At 47.6% G+C, this 22,652-nt stretch carries 13 protein-coding genes; all 13 read left to right on the forward strand.

Annotated features, from left to right (window positions below; translation table 11 throughout):
• Nucleotides 1-14: 14 nt before the first annotated feature.
• Complete coding sequence (locus NFI81_RS01145) at nucleotides 15-2,339, forward strand: mechanosensitive ion channel family protein (RefSeq protein WP_234614707.1); 2,325 nt, start codon at nucleotides 15-17, stop codon at nucleotides 2,337-2,339.
• 470 nt (nucleotides 2,340-2,809) lie between these two features.
• Nucleotides 2,810-5,941 (forward strand): SusC/RagA family TonB-linked outer membrane protein, encoded by a 3,132-nt coding sequence (locus tag NFI81_RS01150; protein ID WP_234614706.1) that lies wholly within the window; start codon nucleotides 2,810-2,812, stop codon nucleotides 5,939-5,941.
• A 36-nt stretch (nucleotides 5,942-5,977) separates the two neighbouring features.
• A complete protein-coding gene (locus NFI81_RS01155) occupies nucleotides 5,978-7,519 on the forward strand; it encodes a SusD/RagB family nutrient-binding outer membrane lipoprotein (protein ID WP_234614705.1) in 1,542 nt (513 codons plus the stop codon).
• A 33-nt stretch (nucleotides 7,520-7,552) separates the two neighbouring features.
• On the forward strand, nucleotides 7,553-8,908 hold the full coding sequence (locus NFI81_RS01160) for an enolase C-terminal domain-like protein (RefSeq protein ID WP_234614704.1): 1,356 nt from the start codon (nucleotides 7,553-7,555) through the stop codon (nucleotides 8,906-8,908).
• Nucleotides 8,908-9,945 carry a LacI family DNA-binding transcriptional regulator gene (locus NFI81_RS01165; protein WP_234614703.1) on the forward strand — a complete coding sequence of 346 codons (1,038 nt, stop codon included), beginning with the start codon at nucleotides 8,908-8,910 and terminating at the stop codon, nucleotides 9,943-9,945. Before NFI81_RS01160 ends, NFI81_RS01165 begins: the two co-directional genes overlap by 1 nt.
• Before the next feature lie 100 nt (nucleotides 9,946-10,045).
• Entirely contained in the window at nucleotides 10,046-11,287 is a 1,242-nt protein-coding gene (locus NFI81_RS01170; protein WP_234614702.1) for an enolase C-terminal domain-like protein, read from the forward strand.
• A 39-nt stretch (nucleotides 11,288-11,326) separates the two neighbouring features.
• The gene (dgoD, locus tag NFI81_RS01175; protein ID WP_234614701.1) at nucleotides 11,327-12,568 is read left to right on the forward strand and encodes a galactonate dehydratase; all 1,242 of its coding nucleotides are present in this window, start codon (nucleotides 11,327-11,329) and stop codon (nucleotides 12,566-12,568) included.
• A 126-nt stretch (nucleotides 12,569-12,694) separates the two neighbouring features.
• The gene (locus tag NFI81_RS01180; protein ID WP_234614700.1) at nucleotides 12,695-15,685 is read left to right on the forward strand and encodes a SusC/RagA family TonB-linked outer membrane protein; all 2,991 of its coding nucleotides are present in this window, start codon (nucleotides 12,695-12,697) and stop codon (nucleotides 15,683-15,685) included.
• 14 nt (nucleotides 15,686-15,699) lie between these two features.
• Nucleotides 15,700-17,178, forward strand: a complete 1,479-nt coding sequence (locus tag NFI81_RS01185; protein ID WP_234614699.1) for a RagB/SusD family nutrient uptake outer membrane protein — start codon at nucleotides 15,700-15,702, stop codon at nucleotides 17,176-17,178.
• A gap of 35 nt (nucleotides 17,179-17,213) precedes the next feature.
• The gene (locus NFI81_RS01190; RefSeq protein ID WP_374759477.1) at nucleotides 17,214-19,430 is read left to right on the forward strand and encodes an outer membrane protein assembly factor BamB family protein; all 2,217 of its coding nucleotides are present in this window, start codon (nucleotides 17,214-17,216) and stop codon (nucleotides 19,428-19,430) included.
• A gap of 279 nt (nucleotides 19,431-19,709) precedes the next feature.
• Nucleotides 19,710-20,717, forward strand: coding sequence for a 2-dehydro-3-deoxygalactonokinase (locus NFI81_RS01195; protein ID WP_234614698.1), 1,008 nt, complete (start codon nucleotides 19,710-19,712; stop codon nucleotides 20,715-20,717).
• Complete coding sequence (locus NFI81_RS01200) at nucleotides 20,714-21,352, forward strand: bifunctional 4-hydroxy-2-oxoglutarate aldolase/2-dehydro-3-deoxy-phosphogluconate aldolase (RefSeq protein WP_234614697.1); 639 nt, start codon at nucleotides 20,714-20,716, stop codon at nucleotides 21,350-21,352. Before NFI81_RS01195 ends, NFI81_RS01200 begins: the two co-directional genes overlap by 4 nt.
• Nucleotides 21,352-22,650: an MFS transporter gene (locus NFI81_RS01205; RefSeq protein ID WP_234614696.1), complete on the forward strand. Its 1,299-nt coding sequence runs from the start codon at nucleotides 21,352-21,354 to the stop codon at nucleotides 22,648-22,650. The genes NFI81_RS01200 and NFI81_RS01205 overlap by 1 nt, the downstream gene beginning before the upstream one ends.
• Nucleotides 22,651-22,652: the final 2 nt, after the last annotated feature.

The raw sequence follows: 22,652 nt of genomic DNA on the forward strand, positions 1-22,652 counted from the left end.
CAGCTACAAATCATATGACCAAAAGTAAATTTTTTTCAACATTCCTGATAATAATCCTGCTCTCGCTGCAAATTGCAGCACAAGATACCACACAAAAAAACACGCGTGCCATTGTAATCCCCGACACATTGCTTTTCAGAATTGAGAAGGCACAGGCGGTGATCACGCAGATCAATGCGGCTAATAAGAAAGGCTACGACAGCGATGTAATCCAGAAAGAACTGGTGGGTGTAAAGCGCAATGTGGATCAGATCCAGGCAGCGGTGAGTGTCGAAAATGCAATTCCAGGCAATAAAGATTTGCAAAATTACAAGCTGATGCTGACCGATGTGCAGCAACGGACAGACCAATGGCGAAAAACGCTCGGCAAGCATAATTCTGAACTCCAATTTCTTTCCGAACAAGTCATTGCATTCAGCCGCGATTCTCTTTTGGCAATTAACGCGGGCGACTCTTCACAAAAACAGCTCTATTCAAGTCAAATCAGTGATTTGAAGCAAAGATTACAACAAGCCGGGCAGACGACGACGACCAATCTTGACACGGTCAGTAACTTGCTGGCGGAAGTGTCGGAAGTTTATTTCCGTGCAAATGACCTGGAAACAACCATTAATGATTACATCAAAGAATCCGGGCGAAACCTGTTAGGTAAGGAATCCAGCTATATCTGGAAAGCTTCGGAAAGCAACGGCAATGCCAGGCTCAATGACATCATTAAGGTTTCCTATACCGGGCAAAACAAAATTCTGCGCTACTTTTTTCAATCCACATGGGATAATCGCGTGTTGCTTTTGCTGCTCTCCGCAGGATTTTTTGTGTGGATTTTTGTGAATTTCAGACTGGCAAAAGGCGCTGCGATCAGTAAAGATATCGGTCCGCTGGAATTTAAATACATTAATCCGAGGCCGATACTGGCCACTTTCATCTTCCTGTTCAACATTACGCCATTATTCGAGCCAAGATCGCCTTCCATTTATATTGAGCTTAATCAGTTTTTGCTGCTGGTTACCATGACGATTTTTTTCATGAAAAGACTTCCGGGAAAACAGCTGCTATGGTGGTTTTCCGTGCTGACATTGTATGTTCTCACCATTATCAGCAATATCCTGGTAAGCGAGTCTTTGCTTTCACGGCTTTCATTGATTGCCCTTAACCTGGGTTCAATCGCGTTCGGCGTATGGTTTTTCCGAAAGTTGCGCGAGGTCAAGATGGAAGAAAAATTCATCAAACCTGTTGTCATCATCTATATCATTCTGAACGTTCTGGCTGTTGTCCTGAACACGTTGGGCCGTATTTCGCTAGCTAAATCCTTCAACGTAACAGCCATCAGCGGGCTCATTCAGGTACTTAGCCTGGGCATTTTTGTGCATGTTGTGTTGGAAGCATTCGAGCTGCATACGAAGGTTAGCATTGCTTCAAAACGACTGTTTTCACGCATTAATATTGAGAAAAGCCGCGTATCGTTCAAAAAGTTAATATCCTTTTTATCGGTGCTTTTGTGGTTGCTGGTGTTCTGCATTAACCTTAATATTGTTGATCCGATCTTCGGTTTTCTGCTGCAAGTCCTCGAAAAACCACGCACTTTCGGGTCAATAACATTTACATTGGGGAATGTGCTGTTTTTTTCTGTGATCATCTGGCTGGCGAACAATCTGCAAAGGCACGTCGGACTGTTATTTTCAGGGCCAGATGTAAATTTCACGACCGAGACGGTGCATAAGGGTTCAAAACTCGCGCTTGTCAGGCTGATTATCATTGTATTAGGATTTCTTTTTGCCGTAACTGCATCAGGTGTTCCCCTGGATAAGATTTCAGTTTTGCTCGGGGCGCTCGGGGTTGGGATCGGACTTGGTATGCAGAACATTGTCAACAATTTCGTATCTGGAATTATTTTGATATTTGAAAAACCATTCACAATCGGAGATTACATCGAACTGGCCGACAAAAAAGGGAAGGTGCTCGACATCGGAATCCGGTCCAGCCGAATGCTCACGCCGCAGGGATCAAAGGTAATTATCCCCAATGGCGATTTACTTTCGGGCAGGCTGGTTAACTACACAACCAATAACGCCCGCTTGAAAAGCGAAGTAACGTTCAAGATAAGTTCGGAGGCTGACTTGGAACAGGTCAAAAAGATCATTAACGAAATCGTTGACAAAGCGGAGGGCGTTGTTAAAAAAGCGCCCAGACAGGTTCTTTTCAACGCCATAACAGGAGACAGTATTGAGCTTAAAGTCATGGTGTGGCTCAACAGCGTCTATTCAGAAACAACATTCAAAAGCTACGTCCTCGAACAAATACTGGTTCGTTTCAAAGCCAGCGAGATCAAAGTTATGTAACTCCATAGTGAGAATTGAAAGCATTCTGAACGGCTTTTTAGGCCTAATAGACATATTTGATTAAAATATATAAAAATTTTGCCTTAAAAATTTTTTGTTTAATCGATTAAACCTACATTTGGGAGCACTAATAATCTTTATAAAAGAATTTTTATAAAAATACTCATAAAAACGTATCATTGTTTTCGAGTTACTGTGTTCCCATTTTCAGATCGTACCAAATTCAATCCTGCAAAAGCGTTAGTTGTTTAACCATTAACCAAATCCTTAAAGCCGATTAACTAATATCATTTGCTTAATCGATTAAACTGATGCCGGTGGCGCTGTTGCCCTGGTTTGTGTCCAAATTATTTCTTATCACGACGGGTTGGCTGACATTCTCTCAGGCAAACACGGAAAAGCTGTGTGCGTATATGGCATATGGTTAGCGGAGTTCATCTGTTTATTATTCACATTCTTATAATGCGAAGATGAAAAAAACATTTACAGTCACATGGCTGCTAACCTTGCTCAGCGTCATTGCATGGGCACAAAACAGCCAAATTACCGGAACTGTCACCGGGCAGGAAAATGAGCCGCTCCCCGGAGTGAATGTGCTCGTAAGCGGCACGCAGCAGGGAACCGTTACCAATTCGGATGGGAAATTTACCCTCGAAGCACCTGCCAGTTCGAGCCTTGTATTTTCTTATATTGGTTACGTGGGCCAAACCGTCAAAGTCGATTCAAGGTCGGTGATCGATGTCCAGCTGACTTTGGAATCCAAGAACCTGAATGAGGTTGTAGTAACGGCGCTGGGAATTAAAAGAGAGGCTAAAACGCTTGGTTATGCCACCGCCACTGTGAATGCAGACCAGATCTCAACCAACCGTACACCCAATGTGGTTAGCTCACTGCAAGGGAAAATGGCAGGAGTTAATATCTCGTCCTTATCCACCGGTCCCGGTGGAACGGCCAAGATCCGTATTCGCGGTCAGTCCTCATTCAGTGGTCAAAACAGCCCTTTAATTGTCGTTAACGGCGTTCCTATTGATAATTCCAATTATGCAGGAGGCGGAGATTTCGGGCCCAGGTCCATGAATGCGTCCGATGGCGGCGATGGCCTTTCAAGCATTAATCCCGATGACATTGAATCCATGACGGTGCTGAAAGGAGCCACGGCAGCCGCATTATACGGCTCGCGTGCGAAGGACGGCGTGGTAATGATCACGACCAAAAATCGGGGCACAGGAAAAGGCATCGGACTGGAATATAACATTAACCTCACAACCGATCAGCCGCTGGATTTTACTGATTTTCAGTATGAATACGGGCAGGGCGAAGGTGGCAAACGGCCTACTTCCGCCGACCCGACCTCCGGGGTATGGAGTTTTGGAGAAAAATTCGAGCCCGGCATGACACAGATCCTTTTTGATAACGAGACCTGGCCTTACGAACCTGTTTTTGACCGTATTAAGAAGTTTTACCGCACCGGGACAAACATGACCAACACCGTAACGGTTTCGAATAATGGTGCCAATGGCGGTTTCAGTTTATCACTTGCCAATTCGGATAACCGCGGGATCATGCAGAATAACAAGTTCAACAAGAAAATCGTCAATCTCGGATTTACTCAAAATATCTCGAAAAAGTTGACTGTTTTTGGTAACATTAATTACTCAAAAGAAAAGAACACGAATCCGCCGCAAATTGATACACAGGACTTTGCGGTGTCAACGGTGATTATGACGCTGGCAAATTCGATGCCGTTTGAAGCGCTGGAACAGAACCAGACCAAGCCCAATGGCGACGAGTTTGTGTTTTCACGGTTTTTGGTGCGGAACAATCCATACTATTCCATGAGCAAGCACTTTGAAACCATTTCGCGCGACAGGCTTTTTGGTAATATTGCAATGAAATACCAGTTTGCCAAATGGCTGTATCTGCAAGGACGCATTGCGCAGGATTTCTACGTGCGTAATCAGGAATACAACATTCCAAATGGTTATGCACCCATCGCAAAAGCGCCTGTGGGCTATGTAAATGGACAATTCACACAAGATATCCGCCGTAACACCGAACGTAATTTCGACTTTATTTTGGGCGGTAATCACAATTTCGGGGATATTGGTCTGGATGTAACCCTGGGTGGTAATCAGCGTTATGCGCGGATGGATTACAACAGCGTCACAGTCCAGGATTTCATTCAGCCGGGACTTTACACCGTAATGAATGGCCGGGTGAAAAATCCGCTTTACGGCTTATCTGAAAAGAAAATCAATTCGCTTTACGGAGCCGCAACGATTTCTTACAAAGAATTTTTATACCTGAACGTCACGGCCAGAAACGACTGGTTTTCAACGTTAGCGCCGCAGAACCGCAGCATTCTATATCCTTCTGTAACAGGAAGTTTCATCTTCTCGCAGGCATTTGCTAATCTTCCTTCGTGGATCACATTCGGGAAGTTGAGAGCAGCCTATGCCCAGGTAGGGTCGGATAATGTGAACCCGTATTCCAATGCATTGTATTATGCAGTTGACAACAACTCCTTCCCTAATCCGTCGGGACAGCTTGTGCCTGTGGGCGGAATTAACGCGTCAACAGTTCCCAACAAGAACCTCCGACCATTGCGGATTAAAGAAGCGGAGGCTGGCCTGGAAATGAAGCTGTTCAACAATCAGATCGGTTTTGATTTTACCTATTATCACAAAACAACTGACGATCAGATTCTTGCAGCGCAAATATCGGATGCATCGTCTTACACGGCCCAGCTGATCAATGTCGGCCGCAGTATGAACAAAGGGATCGAGTTGCTGCTGACAGGATCGCCTGTCAATACAAAGGATTTTCAATGGGACATCAGTTTCAATGTTTCCTATAACACTTCAAAAGTCCTCAAACTGGGTCTGGCTGAGAAAGATACGGTGATTACTGTGGGCGGAGGCGGCGGCCGGACGCTGAACATGGTTGTGGGCAAACCGCTGGGTCAGCTTTACACATTTATGTATCAGCGTGATGCGCAGGGCAGGCAGGTTTTTGATAAAAACAGCGGCATGCCGATCCGGAACAATACATTAAGAAATGTTGGCAACGCACTTCCCAAATATTTTGGCGGGATTACCAACACATTCACTTACAGAGGCATAATGCTCTCGACGCTGATCGACTTCAAACTGGGACATAAAATGATCTCAGGCCGAAATATCAACTATCTGCGGCACGGATTGTCAAAACGAACACTTCCCGGACGTGCGGAAGGTTTTGTGATTGGCAATGGGGTAAATCCGGATGGTGAGATTAACCAGACCAAGGCGGCTGTCCAGCCGTTTTACGAGTCCGTTAACCCGCTGGGAGTCAATGAAGATTTTGTAAACAATGCAGGATTCTGGAAACTTCGTCAGATCACGCTCAGCTATGATCTTGGAAAACTTTTGCCAGAGAATTTCTTCGTGAAGGGCTTGCGGTTAAGCGCTGTGGCCAATAATGTTTTGATCATTAAGAAATGGACAGAAAACATGGATCCCGAAGAAGTGCTGAACTCCTCCGATAATGCAACCGGACTGGATTTCTGGCCAGGTCTGCCGCCTACAAGAAGCATAGGATTTAACCTGAATGTGAAATTCTGAAAATGCGGGAAATCAAACTTTTCAAACAGCATTAAAATGAAAGCTATATCAAAATATTTACTGGCCGCAGTGTTATCGCTTTGTCTGATAACGGGTTGTGATGAAGGCTTCGACGACATTAACACCAATAAAGTGGACCCGACTTCGCTGGCCCCATCGCTGATTTTAAATAAAGCCATTATCAGCACCACTTACCTGGACGGCGTTTCCACGCTGGGCATGCTCACCTACAATTTCGGCATTGTGCAGCAGATCATAACGCCTTATGGAAGTTCGCTGTCGGGAGGGAATTATAATCAGTTCAATAATGCGAATACGCCGCTTGTTTGGGTCAATTTCTATCGGAATGTGATCAAGCAGGTTGTGGCCGTAACCGACCAGACAAAGGACGATCCCATGCAAGCGAACATTTATCATGCAGCGCGGATCTGGAAAGCATACGCATTCATGATCCTGACCGACACCTATGGCGATATTCCTTATTTCGAAGCCGGACAGGGCTACATTAGCGAGGTGATCAGGCCAAAGTATGATCCGCAGGAGGCTATTTACAAGGATATTTTAAAGGAGTTGGACGAAGCCTCAGGAGCCCTGGATGCCGCTCAGCCAGCGGTGACTACCGATATTTTGTACGGAGGAAACGTTGCCAAATGGAAAAAACTGGGTTATTCACTCATGTTGCGCGCCGCCATGCGACTGACGAAAGTGGACCAGAATACGGCTAAAACATATGTTACCAAGGCCGTAGCAGGCGGATTATTTGAAAGTAATGCGGATAATTCCATCATCCGTCACACGGCTATTTACAATAATTACATTGCCAATCACCTGGCCGCAAGGGAAAAAACAAACTTTTATCTTGCCGCGCCTTTTGTCAATTATCTCAAAGAAAACAATGACCCGCGGCTGGCTGTCATGGCGGTGCGCTACGTAGGCGCGAAAGGAGGCCCGGAGCAGGTTGCAGCCCGCGCATCATCGGACCCGAAATTGCAGATCGGCATGCCGATGGGCTATAATGATGTGACTATCAACACAGTTTTAGCACAAAATGGTGTGGCAAGTCTCTGGGATTTCACACAGGTCAATTTAACAACAGTGTTAAAACTTGACGCGCCCGAGTTTCACATTACATATGCACAAAACCAGCTTTTACTGGCTGAGGCGGCTGTTCGTGGCTGGGTAAGCGGCACAGCGGCGACTTATTTTGCCAATGGCGTAAGAGCACATCTGGAACAAATGGCGCTTTATGATCCCAGCGCTGCCATTAAGGAAGATGTAATCCAGGCTTATCTGAAAGCCCACCCGCTGGATGCTTCCAAAGCGCTTGATCAGATCAATACACAATATTGGGTAGCCTCCTTTTTGGACGGTAATGAGCTGTTTGCCAATTTCAGGAGGAGCGGCTTTCCTGCTTTGAAGAAAAATCCTTATCCGGGCTCGGAAATCAAAGAGGATTTCATCAGACGCATGCCGTATCCCGACAGCGAAATTATCGTAAACCTGCAAAACGTGAACGACGCCAATACCCGCCAAGGGCCTAACGACCTCAATACACGCGTTTGGTGGGATAAGAAGTAAAACCTTTAACATTTTCATTTTATCCAAAAACATATGGATCATAGTAATATGAATCGTCGTGAAACGATGAAAGCATTGGGCCTGACCGGGTCGGCAGGAATATTGGGCTTGTTTGGCGGAACTGCCAATGCGAAAGCACGGGAAGAAAGGGAAACCCCTCATTATGCCAAGGCCATGAAACCGGTCACGATCAAAAGTGTGCGGGCCATTGCCACAGCGCCTCAGGGCTCCAACCTGATCGTAGTAAAAGTTGAAACTTCCGAGCCCGGATTATATGGCCTGGGCTGCGCCACTTTCACGCAGCGTGCCGCCGTGGTACTGGTTGCGATCAACACTTATCTCAATGAGTTCTGTGCGGGAAAAGATGTTGATAACATTGAAGATATGTGGCATGGCGCATATGTAAGTTCTTATTGGAGAAATGGCCCCGTGCTCAACAATGCATTGAGCGGCCTGGACCAGGCGCTTTGGGATATCAAAGGAAAACGTGCGGGAATGCCTCTTTATCAGCTCCTAGGCGGGAAAGTCCGGTTTGCAGTCCCCTGTTATACGCATGCCAATGGCAACACGCCCGAAGCAACGGTGGAGAGTGTGAAAAGCATTCAGGAGCGCGGTTTCAAGTACATTCGCATTCAGCAGGGCGGTTACGGAGCGGTAGGCAGCACAGCCGAGCAGCCGGATTTCAAAAAGGAAAACTTCGGCGGTCCGACAGACAGTTTTATGAATGAAAACAGTTATCTGAAAGCCATTCCAAAACTTTTTGAAGCAGTGAGAAAAAGCTGCGGAGAAGAAATAGAACTGCTTCACGACATTCACGAGCGCGTGCAGCCCATGAATGCGATCAATATGATTAAGAAACTGGAAGAGTTTAACCCATTCTTTATAGAAGATCCGTTTTCGCCGGAAAACCAGAAATGGTTCAAGATCCTGCGTGAAAATACGACCGTTCCAATCGCGATGGGCGAGCTGTTCAATAATGTCAATGAATTTGTTGAACCAATGGTCAATCAATGGTTTGACTTCATCCGCATTCACGTTTCGCAGATCGGCGGGGTAACGCCAGCCATGAAAGTAGCGAGGTTGGGAGAGTGGTTTAATATCAAAACAGCATGGCACGGACCGGGTGACGTTTCGCCCGTAGGCCACTCCGCGCACGCGCACATAGACCTGGCCGTGTGGAATTTCGGCATCCAGGAAGCAGTAAGTTTCAACGAAAAAACACAAGAAGTTTTTTCCGGCTGCCCGACGATGAAAAACGGCTACATGTCTGTCAATGAAGTCCCCGGCATAGGCGTGGATATCGACGAAAAAGCCGCCGCCAAATATCCGATCACCACCAAATCCAACTGGCAAGTCCGGAAATTCGATGGAACATTGATTCGTCCCTAATGAAAAAAACATCCCTCAAAGACATAGCCCAAAAAGCAGGCGTATCAACCGCCCTGGTCTCCTATGTCCTGAACGGGAAGGAAAAGGAAACCAGGGTGGGAGAGGTGATCGCCAAAAAGGTAAGAGAGATCGCCAAAGAGCTCAATTACCAGCCCAATCACCTCGCCAAAAGCCTCAGAAGTGGCAAAACACATACGATAGGGCTCATTATAGCAGACATTTCAAACCCGTTTTTTGCCAACATTGCCAGGGTCGTGGAGGACGAAGCCAAGCGAAACGGCTACACGGTGATTATTGGCAGTTGTGATGAGAATGCAGATAAATCCTGGGATTTGCTCAATGTGCTCATCAACAGGCAAGTGGATGGCTTTATCATTGTTTCCTGTGAAGGCTCCGAGAATCAGATCCGGTATTTGAAGGAAAGAAACCTGCCTTTCGTGCTGCTTGACAGGCATTTCCCGGACATTCAAACCGATTTTGTCGCGACGAACAATTACAAAGCTTCCTATGACGCGGGCATTCATTTGATCAAATCCGGCTATGAGCGGATCGGATTGATCGCTTACAAATCAGAAATGTATCACATGGTTGAGAGGATCAGGGGATATAAATACGCTTTGAGCGATAACAACATTGAATTCGAAAGCAACTGGCTGAAAGAGGTCCAGTTTGAAACCATGGAGCGCGACGTAAAAACCGCCATTGACGAACTCCTGGCTTCGAACCATAAAGTGGAAGCATTGATTTTTGCAACTTATGGCTTGGCGATCAACGGGTTAAAATATATCAATGAACTCCGGCTGAAAGTCCCGTCCGATCTGGCCATTGTCAGTTTTGGTCAGGCCGAAGTTTTTGATCTGTACTATTGTCCGATTACTTACCTGCGTCAGCCACTGGAATTACTGGGCAAGACATCCGTTGAATATCTTTTGAAAAAACTAAAAAACCCAGACGAAGGGATGAAGCAAATGTTAATGGAAGCAAAGCTCATTGCCAGAGATTCATCCATGGCAAAATCCGCCTGGCTGGCCGAATAATTTTTTGTCAAAATGCTTAATCGATTAATGAACAACCGGTTGCAAAACGGCCCATAGGCCAAAAGTCATTAACCAGTAAAAACCTGAACCCAATTGTGATATGCATAGAAGAACATTCCTAAAATCAACAGCGCTTGGCTCAGCCGCCGTCATGACCGGTCTGCCACTTTTGAAAGCCGAGGCGGCATCAAAAATGAAGATTACCAAAATCCGCTACTACGCGGCACCCGGCTACAACAAGCCGCTCTTCAACCAGGCGCGCGGCATTGTGGAAATTGAAACCGATGGCGGCATTATCGGCATTGGCGAAGGCGGCTCCAAAGATATGATCGAGCAGTGCGCGCAAATGATGATCGGCGAAGATCCGTTCCGTATTGAGCACATTTGGCAGAATGTGTATCGTGGCATGTTCTATCCGCCAGGACGCGAAAAGCTCCACGCACTGGGCGCTTTGGAAATGGCGCTCTGGGACATAAAAGGCAAGGCTTTGAATGTGCCTGTTTACGAACTCCTGGGCGGCGCAACCCGCGACTACATTGAATGTTATGCAACTGGATTTCGCGCTTCCAAAGCCAAAACCGAAGAAGAAAGAGCCCAGGATTGCATAGCAGCCGGGTTAAGGTCTTACCGTATTGGCCCTACTGGCGGCAATGGCGATCAGCCCTTTGATTTTTACGATAATGTAAAAAAGACGATCGAATTCTGTAAAAGAATCGACACGGCTGTGGGCGGCGGCGGAAAATGGGCCATTGACCTGCACACGCGCTTTGATCTGACCGACGGCTTGAAGATCTGCACCGCATTGGAAGACCTCGAACCTTACTTCATCGAAGACATTGTACGATCCGAAAATCCGGGCGTTTACAAAAATGTAAGATCCATGACTAAGGTTCCTATTGCCGTAGGCGAGCAGTTCGGCGACCGCTGGGACACCAATGAGCTCATCGAAAACAGGCTGATTGATTACACCCGTTTTACGCTTCCCAACACGGGCGGCATTGGCGAATTTAAGAAAATCGCTTCCATGTGCGAGACGCATTATGTAGGCATGATTCCGCATTTTACAGGTCCGCTATCCACTGCTACGCTTGTTCACGTCCTGGGTTCAAGCAGTCCGATGCGCGCGATGATGGAGCTGGGCGGCGGCGAGCCGGAGCGTCCGCCTTATTTCAATGAAGATTTTATCAATTTCAAAAACGGCAAGCTGTATCTCAATGACAGCCCTGGATTAGGCGTAAAGTTTGATCCTAAAAAGGCCACGTTTGTCATGGAAGTGAAAGAGAAAACCAAATTTCCACATCCGATCCTGAAAGCACCGGACGGCTCGATTCATAACTGGTAATTAGTCCTAAACTAATCAAGCTCCTAAACTTGTAATCCAATGAACGCAACAAAAAAAGGAATGTCACGCCGGGAAGCCATCCAGTCTGTTTTGGGGGTGGCTGCGATGGGAACAATGCTTTTGCCCAAATCATCTTATGCTTCCACGCCAGCTCCGTTCCGGGAATATGGCAGCGTAAAGATCACCAAGCTGGAAACTTTCCTGGTGAAACCCCGCTGGATATTTCTGAAAATCCACACCGATGCAGGCGTGATAGGCTTGGGCGAACCGCTTCTGGAAGGACGTGCGCTGACCATTAAGACCGCCATTCAGGAAGTGGAGCCCTATTTGATTGGCAAAGACCCAAGGCAGGTTGTACACCACTGGCAGGCCATTTACCGGCACGCATTTTACCGCGGCGGCCCCATTCTAACCAGCGCACTCAGCGGAATTGACCAGGCATTATGGGACATTAAAGGCAAGCTTTTGAATGTGCCCATTTACGAGCTTTTCGGCGGGCCAACCCGCGACCGCGTACGTGTATATGGACGTGCAGCCAACGCCGAGGATATGAAAAAACGCAAAGCAGAAGGTTTCACGGTGATTAAAACAGGCGTCGCCAAGAAAAACCCGGCTAACATTGTCGAGAATCCTGCATTCATCAAATACGCTGCCGACAATTTTGCCTCATTAAGAGAAGCAGGCGGACCGGAAATGGACATTGCTATTGATTTCCACGGAGCCGTTTCACAGCAGACCTCCAAGGTTTTGATCAAAGAATTGGAACAATATCAACCCATGTTCATTGAAGAGCCCTGCCAGGCACAGAATGTGGATGTAATGGTCGATATCGCTCGTGGAACACATTTGCCAATTGCCACCGGAGAGCGCATTTTTACCAAATGGGGCTTTCGCGAAATTCTTGAAAAAGGTGCAGCCAGCATTGTCCAGCCCGATCTTTGTCACGCAGGCGGCATTACAGAAGGGCGCATCATTGCCGGAATGGCCGAAGCTTATTACGTGCCCATCGCCCCGCATAATCCCATGGGCCCGATCTCACTCGCAACCGGTTTGCAGCTCGCCGCCAGTGTTCCCAATTTCCTGGTTCAGGAGCAAGTGACATTGGGGGAGGGTTATTTGAAAAATCCATTCAAACTACAAAAAGACGGCACCGTAATGGTTCCCACCGGACCTGGATTGGGAATAGAACTCGATGAAGACCAGCTGAAAGAAAAAATCGGCCACGACTGGAAAAATCCTGAAACTTATAATGCCCTCGACGGCTCAGTAGTCGACTGGTAAACCTAACATGCTTTATAGTGACCCAATGCAAGTCTGTGCACACAGATCAGGCTTTGCTGTTTTTCAATGCATCAAAAAATTGTATTATTCAAATTTTATCTATAAACATCTATTTGCCTTTTTACTATGAAAAAACTTGTAAGTTTGGTTTTGTTGCACCTCATTCTGAGCCAAAGCTATGTCTTTGCGCAGAATAGCAGGGTTACAGGTAAAGTCACCGACCAGAGCAATGTTGCTTTGCCGGGTGTAAGTATTTTGCTCAGCGGAAGCACAACGGGAACAGTGACGGACGGCGACGGAAATTATGTGATCAATGCGCCGGGAAACGGAAGTTTGGTTTTCTCTTTTATCGGTTATCAAAGCCAGACCATCGCCATTAACAACCGCAGCGCCATCGATTTACAGCTGGTTCAGGAGTCGACGAGTTTGGGTGAACTGGTTGTGGTGGGTTACGGAACGCAGAAAAAGACGGATGTTACCGGGGCTTTATCTGTGGTTTCAACAAGAGAATTTTCACAGCAACCCATTACGCGCCTTGACCAGGTTTTGCAAGGACGCGCGGCGGGTGTGCAGGTAACGCAGTCCAACGGAGCGCCGGGCGGTGATTCGAGGGTACGGGTGCGGGGAGCTAATTCTGTTTTGGGAAATAATGATCCATTATATGTGATCGATGGTTTTGTAGGGGCCAACTACAGTCTGCTCAATCCTGCTGATATTGAATCACTTCAAATCCTGAAAGATGCTGCTTCGACCTCTGTTTACGGAAGCCGGGGTGCAAACGGTGTTGTCATTATCACGACTAAAAAAGGAACAAAAGGCCTGAAAGTCAATTACGAAGGCCAGGGAAGCGTGTCGAATGTGATCAAGACATTTGACATTTTGCCGGCAGGCGAATTTGCTGAGATTGTGAATGCAAGAGCCAGGGCAACGGGCTCTAACACACCATTCACGGAAGCACAAATTGCAGATTTCAAACAAAATGGAGGCACCGACTGGCAGGATCTGATTTACAGAAAAGGCAGCGGAACCCAGCAGCAGGTTACAGTTTCGGGTGGAAATGAAAAAACCTCTTTCCTTATCTCCGGAAATTATGTGAAACAATCCGGAATTGTTGAAAACACGGGTTTCAAACGCTATGTTTTACGGACGAATCTGAATACGCAGATCAATAAAAAGCTGGCATTGCGACTGAATTTGTCAGGTGCCAAATCTGCCAACCACAACACAGATGGCGGCGGTCCATTGATAGAAGCGTTGCAATGGGCGCCTACGACCCCTGCTTATGGTGAAGACGGCCAGCCCACATTTGCCGACCCGATCGGTTCTGTGTCAAGAAGTCCGCTGGATCAGCTTTATGACAAATCCAATGACATTGACCGCATGAACATTAATGCCATTGGCGGACTGAACTGGCAGTTACCGATCAAGGGACTGAGCCTGGATTTACAATATGCGATCAATTATTTGAACGCGCAGAACAAGAATTTTACAGGCAAAAGACTTTCTAACAATAACCCGAGTGCATCACGCTACTCCTCCGAGCAGGTTACCTTGCAAAACACCAATGCGCTGAATTACAATACGACAATCGGTAACCATTCCATCAATGCAGTGGCCGTTTTGGAAACGCAGCAATTTACCGACAGGAATTTCACAGCAACGGCCACGGGCTTACGTTTCCCGCAGCTCGGCTATGACAACATTGGTGGGAATTCAGCGGCAACAGTTGTTTCGGGTTATTCCAAATGGACATTGCTGTCATTTTTGGGACGTGTGAATTATGCTTTCAGAGACAAATATCTGGTGACCGCAGCCATCAGAAGAGATGGCTCTTCAAAATTCAGCAAGGATAACCGCAATAGCGTTTTCCCTTCAGTAGCAATTGGATGGAGACTTTCTGAGGAAGAATTTATCAAAAACCTGAATGTGTTCAGCAACCTGAAATTACGCGGAAGCTGGGGGATGACGGGCAGCCAGGCAATTAATCCTTATGCCACATTATCGCCATACAGCACCACACAGGTGGCTTTTAACAACACGGCGGTGACGGCTGGGGTGATCCAAGGAAATCAGGGAAATAAAAACTTGAAATGGGAAACCACCAAGCAAACCGATGTCGGCATTGAAATGGAGTTTCTCAATGGCCGCTTGCATGTAGAGGCAGATTATTTCCATAAAAACACAACCGATCTGCTGCTGAATGTGGCTTTACCCAACTACGCTGGCGGCGGGACACAAGTGAGAAATGTGGGTGAGGTCGAAAACAAAGGTTTTGAGTTTGCGATTGGCGGCACACCGATCGAGAGCGGGAAATTTGGCTGGGAAACCAATCTGAATTTCTCAACACTGAAAAACCAGGTGGTAAGTCTGGGTGGCTTGCCTCGTTTGGGAACGGGCACCGGCGCTGGCGGCGGGATGTCGATTACCAACGAATTTATGCTGAAACCCGGCGAACCGCTTGGCTCTTACTGGGGACTGAATTACCTGGGAACATTCAAACAAGCTGATGCCGATGCGGCTGCAAAACAAGGCCGGGTGCCGGGCGATCCGCGCTATGAAGACGTAAATGGGGATAATGCGATTACAACGGATGACTTCCAAATAGTTGGTCGCGCATTTCCAAAACTGACGGGAGGTTGGAATAACACATTCACTTATAGCGGATTAACATTGAATATTTTCTTCCAGGGTGCTTTTGGGTTGGATAAACTGAATTACACCAGAGCAGGCGCCATGTCCGGTTCAGGGGAAGCTCGGCAGTTCCTTTTGACAGAGATCAGGGATTACTATCGTCCTGGAAATGAGAATTCCGACATTCCTGCCTTTACCAAAACATATCAGCCATTCACACAATCCAGCCGCTTTGTAGAGAACGGAAGTTATGTAAGGTTGAAAAACGTAAGCCTTTCCTATAACGTGCCGACTTCCATTTTCAAAGACAAAGCCACGGTGCGCGTTTTTGCCAGTGCAACCAATGTGTTGACCTTCACAAAATACACGGGTCCGGACCCGGAATCCAGCAATGTGGGTTCCAACACGGACACTGCCATGGGCATCGACCGCGGTTCTTATCCGAATGCAAAAGTGTACACCATCGGGCTTAATCTTGGATTTTAATTCAGACAAAAAAAATGAAAAAATATAACATACTCATATTGGCAGCAATGCTTTTGACAGGGGCTGGCTGTGAAAATTATCTGGAAGAGGACACAACCGGTTTGCTTTACGGGGAAAATGTGCTTTCTACGCAGGACGGGCTCGAATCTGCACTGACGGGCGCTTACAAGGGGCTTGGATCGCAATGGTCTTACGGATTCATTCACCCCGGGGCACAAGCTGCCATGCTAGGCGGCGACGATGTAACCACACACCCGGCCAGTAACAAAGCAGACTGGCGCGAGTTTGACCAGTTCAATCCTTCTACGACCAATCAGCGTTCCAATGCGGTTTATAATGGTTGCTATAAGGCCATTCAGGGCGCTAATAATGTGATTAATAATTGGGAAAAAACGGTTGGAACAAAGGCTACGATCGACATTATCGTGGGCGAAGCACATTTTATCCGTGCATTTTCCTACTATTGGCTGGTTCGGTTTTATGGCAACATTCCGCTCATCACAGCCGGTGAGTATTCAGATGAACTGCTGACGGTCGGCAAATCGACGCCGCAGCAGGTGTATGACCTGATCATTGCCGATTTGACCGTGGCAGAAAACAATTTGCCGAATACAAAACGCGATCCGGGACGGGCTAACAAGGGCGCCGCCAAAGCATTCCTGGCTGACGTTTTTCTGACCATGGGGGGCTGGCCTTTGAAACAGACAGACAAGTATGCCCTTGCTGCCGCAAAAGCGAAGGAAGTGATTGATAACCGCGCACTTTATGGTTTCGAACTGCTGCCCACATTTGCCGCCGTTTTTGAAAATGATCCTGCCTCAGCCGGAACAAGAGAAGCTGTTTTCCAGATCAGCGGATTCGCAGCCGGAAGCGGAACTGCCAATGCGACTTATGGAAACACGACGATGCCGGGTGAGGAAGGCGGTTGGGACGATATGTTTGCCGAGCTCAACTTTTTCCGCGATTTCCCGGCCGGGCCCAGAAAAGACGCCACATTCCGAACTGAATTTGGATTGGGTACAACCAAAATCCCCTGGCAAAACAGCCTTACCAAGCATCCTTATTATCAAAAATGGTATATCAAAGGCAACATCGTGACTTCCAGCATCTCGCTTCCGTCCGTGATGATGCGTTACCCGCACGTGCTGACGATTTATGCGGAGGCAAAAGCGCGCGCAGCCGGCGGGCCGGACCAAGCAGCTTATGATGCATTGAATCAGGTTCGCTTGCGTGGACGCGCCGCGGGAACGAAGCCTTTGACAATGGGAAGCCTTACCGCTGCACAATTTGCGGATGAAGTGGTGCAGGAACGCGCCTGGGAATTTGCTTGTGAAAGGACCCGTTGGTTTGACCTGGTCAGGTTGGAAAAAGTGGAAGAAGCCAATGCCAAAAAGAGTCCGGACGATTTGCAGCCGATCAAGCCAATCACAAAAGCCAATTACTGGCTGCCGCTGCCATACACGGACACATCCATTAACCCGAATTTGAATTAAACAAAGCGCTTAGCAGCGCCCAATGATTGAAAAAAATGACCCGAAACGCTATAAAATATCTGAGTGTTCTTTTGGTAATCGGTCTTTTTTGCGGAATGAAGCTTTCCAGGTTTACAAAGCCTGGAAAGTCTTCGGACCCCGTTGAAGATTGGCCGGCTTATGGTGGTAATAGTGGCGGAAGCCGCTATTCTGCGCTCACTCAGATTAATAAAGAGAATGTCAAAAACCTGCAACTTGCCTGGTCGTATGACACGGGTGAAAACAAGGATCAGCAGCAGCGCGGCGGGGATATTCAATGCCAGCCCATTGTTATCAATGGCATCATGTACGGCACAACGCCGCGTTTAAAAGTGTTCGCCATTGAGGCAGCAACCGGCAAAGAACTCTGGAAATTCGACCCTTACGCCGACCCGAATGTGCGGCCCAGATTTCATCCGGTGCGCGGCGTGGTTTACTGGCAGGACGGCAACGACAAACGTATTTTATACACAGCTGGCTCAACATTATATGCCATTAATGCGGATAATGGGCAGTTGGTAAAGGATTTTGGTAAAAATGGCGAAGTGGATTTTCACGAAGGGCTGGGCGATAAAGAGACTTACGGTTATGATGTTAATAATTTCAACATTCGCTCTACGACGCCCGGTGTTATCTATAAAAACTTACTCATCACCGGATCATCCGTTTCCGAGGGGGGCGATGCATTACCAGGCCACATTCGCGCATTTGATGTGCGCACAGGAAAGCTTGCCTGGGTTTTCAGGACCATTCCGCTGCCGGGTGAATACGGTTATGAAACCTGGTCAAAGGATTCTTACAAAAAGCTTGGCGGCGCCAATTGCTGGGCAGGGATGGTCATCGACGAAAAACGCGGGACGGTGTTTCTGGGAACAGGGTCGCCTTCCGTGGATTTTTATGGTGGGGCAAGAAAAGGGACCAATCTTTTTGCGAACTGCGTCATCGCACTGGATGCGGCAACGGGTAAGCGCAGATGGCATTTCCAAACCGTCCACCACGACCTCTGGGACCGCGACATTCCCTGTCCACCCAACCTCATCACTGTTAAAAGCAATGGTAAAACCGTCGAAGCTGTCGCCCAGGCAACCAAGGACGGCCTGATCTTCCTGTTCGACCGTGACACGGGCAAACCTTTATTTGATGTAAAAGAAATCCCTGCACCAACAACCAACGCATTACCGGGTGAGCAACCCTGGCCGACACAACCTGTTCCGGTCAAGCCAGCACCATTCGCAAACCAGACATTAACAGAAGCCGACATCACGAACCGCACACCCGAAGCACACGCTTACGTGCTCGACCGTTTCACAAACAGCATAAAGGGCAAGAAAAACCAGCCACCAACATTGGACGGAAGCCTGCTTTATGGCATAGGTGGCGGGGCAGAATGGGGCGGAGCCGCCGCCGATCCGAATGGGATCATGTATGTCAATGCCAACAATATGCTATGGTGGCTTAAAATGCGCGATGCCAAGGAGAAAACAGATGGGAAAGCACTAACAAAGGGCAATGTTTTATTCAATACAAACTGCGCCGCCTGCCACGCAACCGACGGCAAAAGCGCACCGGCAACCGCAGGAACGCAAGCGTATCCATCCTTAAAAGACATTGGAAAAAGAATGAACCGCGCGCAAATCGGTGCGATACTGGAAACCGGCCGCGGCAGAATGCCATCTTTCCAGCACATCGCCAAAGCCGATCGCGAAGAGCTGGTCAATTTCCTTTTAAATATGGAAACAAAACCCGCAGCCAACGACATTCACGCCGTTTCGGACATTCAAAAAAACATCGCAGATTTCCCGCATGCACCGCCATATATAAACAACGGCAACGTCCAGTTCCGCGACCAGGACAATTATCCGGCCATCAAACCACCGTGGGGGACATTAAATGCCATCGACCTCAACACAGGCGAATATCTATGGAAGGTAACATTGGGAGAATATCCGGAACTGACCAAACAGGGAATCCCGCCGACAGGAACAGAAAATCACGGCGGTCCCATCGTCACGGCTGGCGGCTTACTTTTTATCGCAGCGACTTACGATGAGAAACTCAGAGCATTTGATACGAAAACCGGAAAGGTTGTGTGGGAGTACAAATTACCAGCCGGAGGTTTTGCCACACCGATCACTTATATGGTGAATGGGAAGCAGTACATTGCCATCGCAGCGGGCGGGGCGCGTTACGGGTTGAAAGCGGGTGGGACGTATGTGGCGTTTGCGCTGCCGTGAGGGGGGAGGGTGAGCTGTGGTCTCGTTTGTCAGCTTGAAAGGCCGGGTGGCTGCTTGCCTTTTTTGTCAGCCGGAGCGGCCTGAGTTGTTCTTTGCCTTTTCTGTCAGCCTGATCGGAGTCGAAGGCACATGCACAATGTTAATCCAAGCACACTGCATGGGGATGTTAGCCGCATCTGGGACGTGCCTTCGACCGCCCGGCGGCCCGGTCCGCTCAGGCTGACAAGGGAATACACACTTAAATAACAACGAACTACCAACCAGTCAAAACCTAACACAATGAAACGATATCTCCTATGCTGCGACTGGGGCACAACGTCTTTCCGGTTACGGCTAGTTAATAGAGCGGATCAAGAATTGATCAACGAAGTGAGTTCGCAAAAGGGCATCGGCCACACCTACAACCTTTGGAAACAACATGAAGCAAGTGAACCAGAACGTATAACTTTCTTCAAAAAGCAGTTAAAAAATCAAATAGACATTTTATCAGCCAAGGTTGGTTTTAGCTTAGATAACATCAAAATCTTATTGTCGGGCATGGCCTCTTCCTCCATCGGCATGCAGGAAATTCCTTACGCGCAACTTCCTTTTGCATTGGATGGTAGTGATGTTTTGATAAAACATCATGAAGCGGATGAGACATTGCCCAACGACATTATGCTTTTTTCCGGCGTTCGCGGCAGCCGGGATGTGATGCGGGGAGAGGAAACGCAGCTGATCGGGTTGGCGGAAATGATTCATCTTTCGGCTGATATCGACACGATTTTCATTCTTCCGGGAACGCATTCCAAACATTTGTACATCAAAAAAGGCGTCCTGGTTGATTTCAAAACTTACATGACGGGTGAAGTCTTCAATGTTATGTCCAGTTACAGCATACTGAAAGACTCAGTTACAGTCAATTCCGATAAGCAGTTCAATGCTTTGGAATGGGCGGCATTTGACGATGGAATTGCGGAATCCGAACATTCCGAGATTTTAAATGCATTATTTACAGTAAGGACGAGGCAACTTTTTGATTTATTAGATAAAAAACAAAATGCAATGTATTTGAGCGGCATATTGATCGGCTCCGAACTACGGCAATTGAAGCGTGAAACAAAGTGGCAGCTTGTACTTTGCTGTGGCCAAAATCTCCATGCACTTTATCACAAAGCTATAGAAACACTGCAACTGAGTGAAAGGACCTTTACTGTGCCGCCCGAAATGGTTGATAATGCTGCCTCAGCCGGACAGATTAAAATATTCGAATTTCAGAATTTACTATTGAACAAAATAAACTTATGAGTGAGCGTACATTTTCCTGGGAACTGTTTAATAAAGCGCCTCTGGTGGGCATTATCCGCAATATTTCACCTGACGATGTGCAAAAAATCCTGCCCGTTTATAAGGAAGCAGGACTGACAACCATTGAAATCACGATGAACACGCCTGGGGCTGCCGAAATGATCCGCCTGGCCCTGGAAACAGAAGGCGAGGGGTTGAATATCGGTGCTGGGACCGTGTGCACAAAAGATGATCTGGAAATTGCACTGGAAGCTGGCGCTCAGTTCATTGTAACACCCATCATTAATAAAAAAGTGATCAAATCCTGCGTCAAGAAGAAGGTGCCCATTTTTCCCGGCGCGTTCACACCAACTGAAATTTACAATGCCTGGACGCTAGGCGCAACGATGGTGAAAATATATCCTGCAACCTCGCTCGGCCCGGAATATATCAAAGACCTTAAAGCCCCCATGAACCAGCTCAAACTGCTCCCAACTGGCGGCGTTGGCTTAGAAAACATGGCCGCTTTCCTGAAAGCCGGGGCCAATGGTCTTGGAGTAGGAGGGCAGTTATTTGACAAAAAACTGATTCAGGAACAAAATTGGGACGGCCTGAAAGCACATTTTCTTCAATTCAAAAGCAAACTCGCTTTGTAATGGTGAACAAAACCAAGAATTACCGCTGGCTCATCGTCGTACTGCTTTTCACGGCCACTACCATCAATTATCTCGACCGACAGATCATTGGTCTGCTTAAACCTATTCTTGAAAAGGAATTTGTGTGGACAGAAACTGACTTTGCACGCATTGTGATGGCTTTTACCGCTGCATATGCACTGGGTTTGTTGCTGTTCGGCTGGCTGATTGACAAAATTGGGACAAAAAAGGGTTATTCGATTACCATTGTTTTTTGGAGCATTGCGGGCATGCTGCACGCGGTGGCCAGAAGCGCATTTGGTTTTGGTGTCGCACGTGTAGGACTTGGTTTGGGCGAGGCAGGGAACTATCCGGCAGCGGTGAAGACGGTTGCGGAATGGTTTCCAAAGAAAGAGCGTGCATTGGCAACAGGTCTTTTCAATGCCGGAACGAGCGTAGGCGTAGTTGTGGCATTGTTGCTAGTTCCCTGGATATTAAGTCATTATGGCTGGCAGGAAGTGTTTTGGATTACGGGTGCATTGGGTTTTGTGTGGCTGGTTTTCTGGCTGATTTATTATGACATTCCCGCGCAGCAAAAGCGCCTCAGCGCAGAAGAACTGCATTACATTGTGAGCGGTCAGGACCCGGACGAACACGGCGCTGAGAAACAGCCTGTGCAATGGATCAAGCTCTTCACATTTCCGCAAACCTGGGCATACATCACCGGAAAAGGCCTTATTGACCCCATTTACTGGTTTTTTCTGTTTTGGTTGCCGTCCTATTTCGCCTCCACGTTTAACCTGGACCTCAAAAAACCAAGTCTGGAACTAATGTTGATATACACCGCAACCACAATCGGCAGCATCGGCGGCGGCTATTTATCTTCATGGCTCATCAAAAAAGGCTGGCCCACATTGAAAGCCAGAAAAGCCGTGCTCCTGGCTTTCGCCATACTGGAATTATCGGTAATCCTGATCCAATTCGCCGGCGACGTCTGGATCGCCGTGGGCCTTATCAGTTTCGCCGTAGCCTTACACCAGGCCTGGGCAACGAACGTTTTCACCTTACCATCCGACCTTTTTCCAAAGCAAGCAGTAAGTTCAGTTGTAGGGATCGGCGGCATGGCAGGAGCTGTCGGAGGGATTTTATTTCCAATCCTGATCGGCAGTCTGCTCGACAGTTACAAAGCTGCCGGAAATCTGGAAGGGGGCTATAACATCATCTTCACCATCTGCGGCTGCACTTATTTAATTGCCTGGCTGATTATACACTTGCTAACAAAAACTGCGAAAATTGTGGAGCTGGATGAGTTGCGGTAACT

The organism is Dyadobacter fanqingshengii (genome assembly GCF_023822005.2).
In the GTDB taxonomy this organism is placed as follows: Bacteria; Bacteroidota; Bacteroidia; order Cytophagales; family Spirosomataceae; genus Dyadobacter; species Dyadobacter fanqingshengii.

Bases quoted from the DNA above. Each gene is read 5' to 3' on its own strand.
- NFI81_RS01145 (WP_234614707.1), top strand. From the start codon at position 15: ATGACCAAAAGTAAATTTTTTTCAACATTCCTGATAATAATCCTGCTC.
- NFI81_RS01150 (WP_234614706.1), top strand. From the start codon at position 2,810: ATGAAAAAAACATTTACAGTCACATGGCTGCTAACCTTGCTCAGCGTC.
- NFI81_RS01155 (WP_234614705.1), top strand. From the start codon at position 5,978: ATGAAAGCTATATCAAAATATTTACTGGCCGCAGTGTTATCGCTTTGT.
- NFI81_RS01160 (WP_234614704.1), top strand. From the start codon at position 7,553: ATGGATCATAGTAATATGAATCGTCGTGAAACGATGAAAGCATTGGGC.
- NFI81_RS01165 (WP_234614703.1), top strand. From the start codon at position 8,908: ATGAAAAAAACATCCCTCAAAGACATAGCCCAAAAAGCAGGCGTATCA.
- NFI81_RS01170 (WP_234614702.1), top strand. From the start codon at position 10,046: ATGCATAGAAGAACATTCCTAAAATCAACAGCGCTTGGCTCAGCCGCC.
- dgoD (WP_234614701.1), top strand. From the start codon at position 11,327: ATGAACGCAACAAAAAAAGGAATGTCACGCCGGGAAGCCATCCAGTCT.
- NFI81_RS01180 (WP_234614700.1), top strand. From the start codon at position 12,695: ATGAAAAAACTTGTAAGTTTGGTTTTGTTGCACCTCATTCTGAGCCAA.
- NFI81_RS01185 (WP_234614699.1), top strand. From the start codon at position 15,700: ATGAAAAAATATAACATACTCATATTGGCAGCAATGCTTTTGACAGGG.
- NFI81_RS01190 (WP_374759477.1), top strand. From the start codon at position 17,214: ATGACCCGAAACGCTATAAAATATCTGAGTGTTCTTTTGGTAATCGGT.
- NFI81_RS01195 (WP_234614698.1), top strand. From the start codon at position 19,710: ATGAAACGATATCTCCTATGCTGCGACTGGGGCACAACGTCTTTCCGG.
- NFI81_RS01200 (WP_234614697.1), top strand. From the start codon at position 20,714: ATGAGTGAGCGTACATTTTCCTGGGAACTGTTTAATAAAGCGCCTCTG.
- NFI81_RS01205 (WP_234614696.1), top strand. From the start codon at position 21,352: ATGGTGAACAAAACCAAGAATTACCGCTGGCTCATCGTCGTACTGCTT.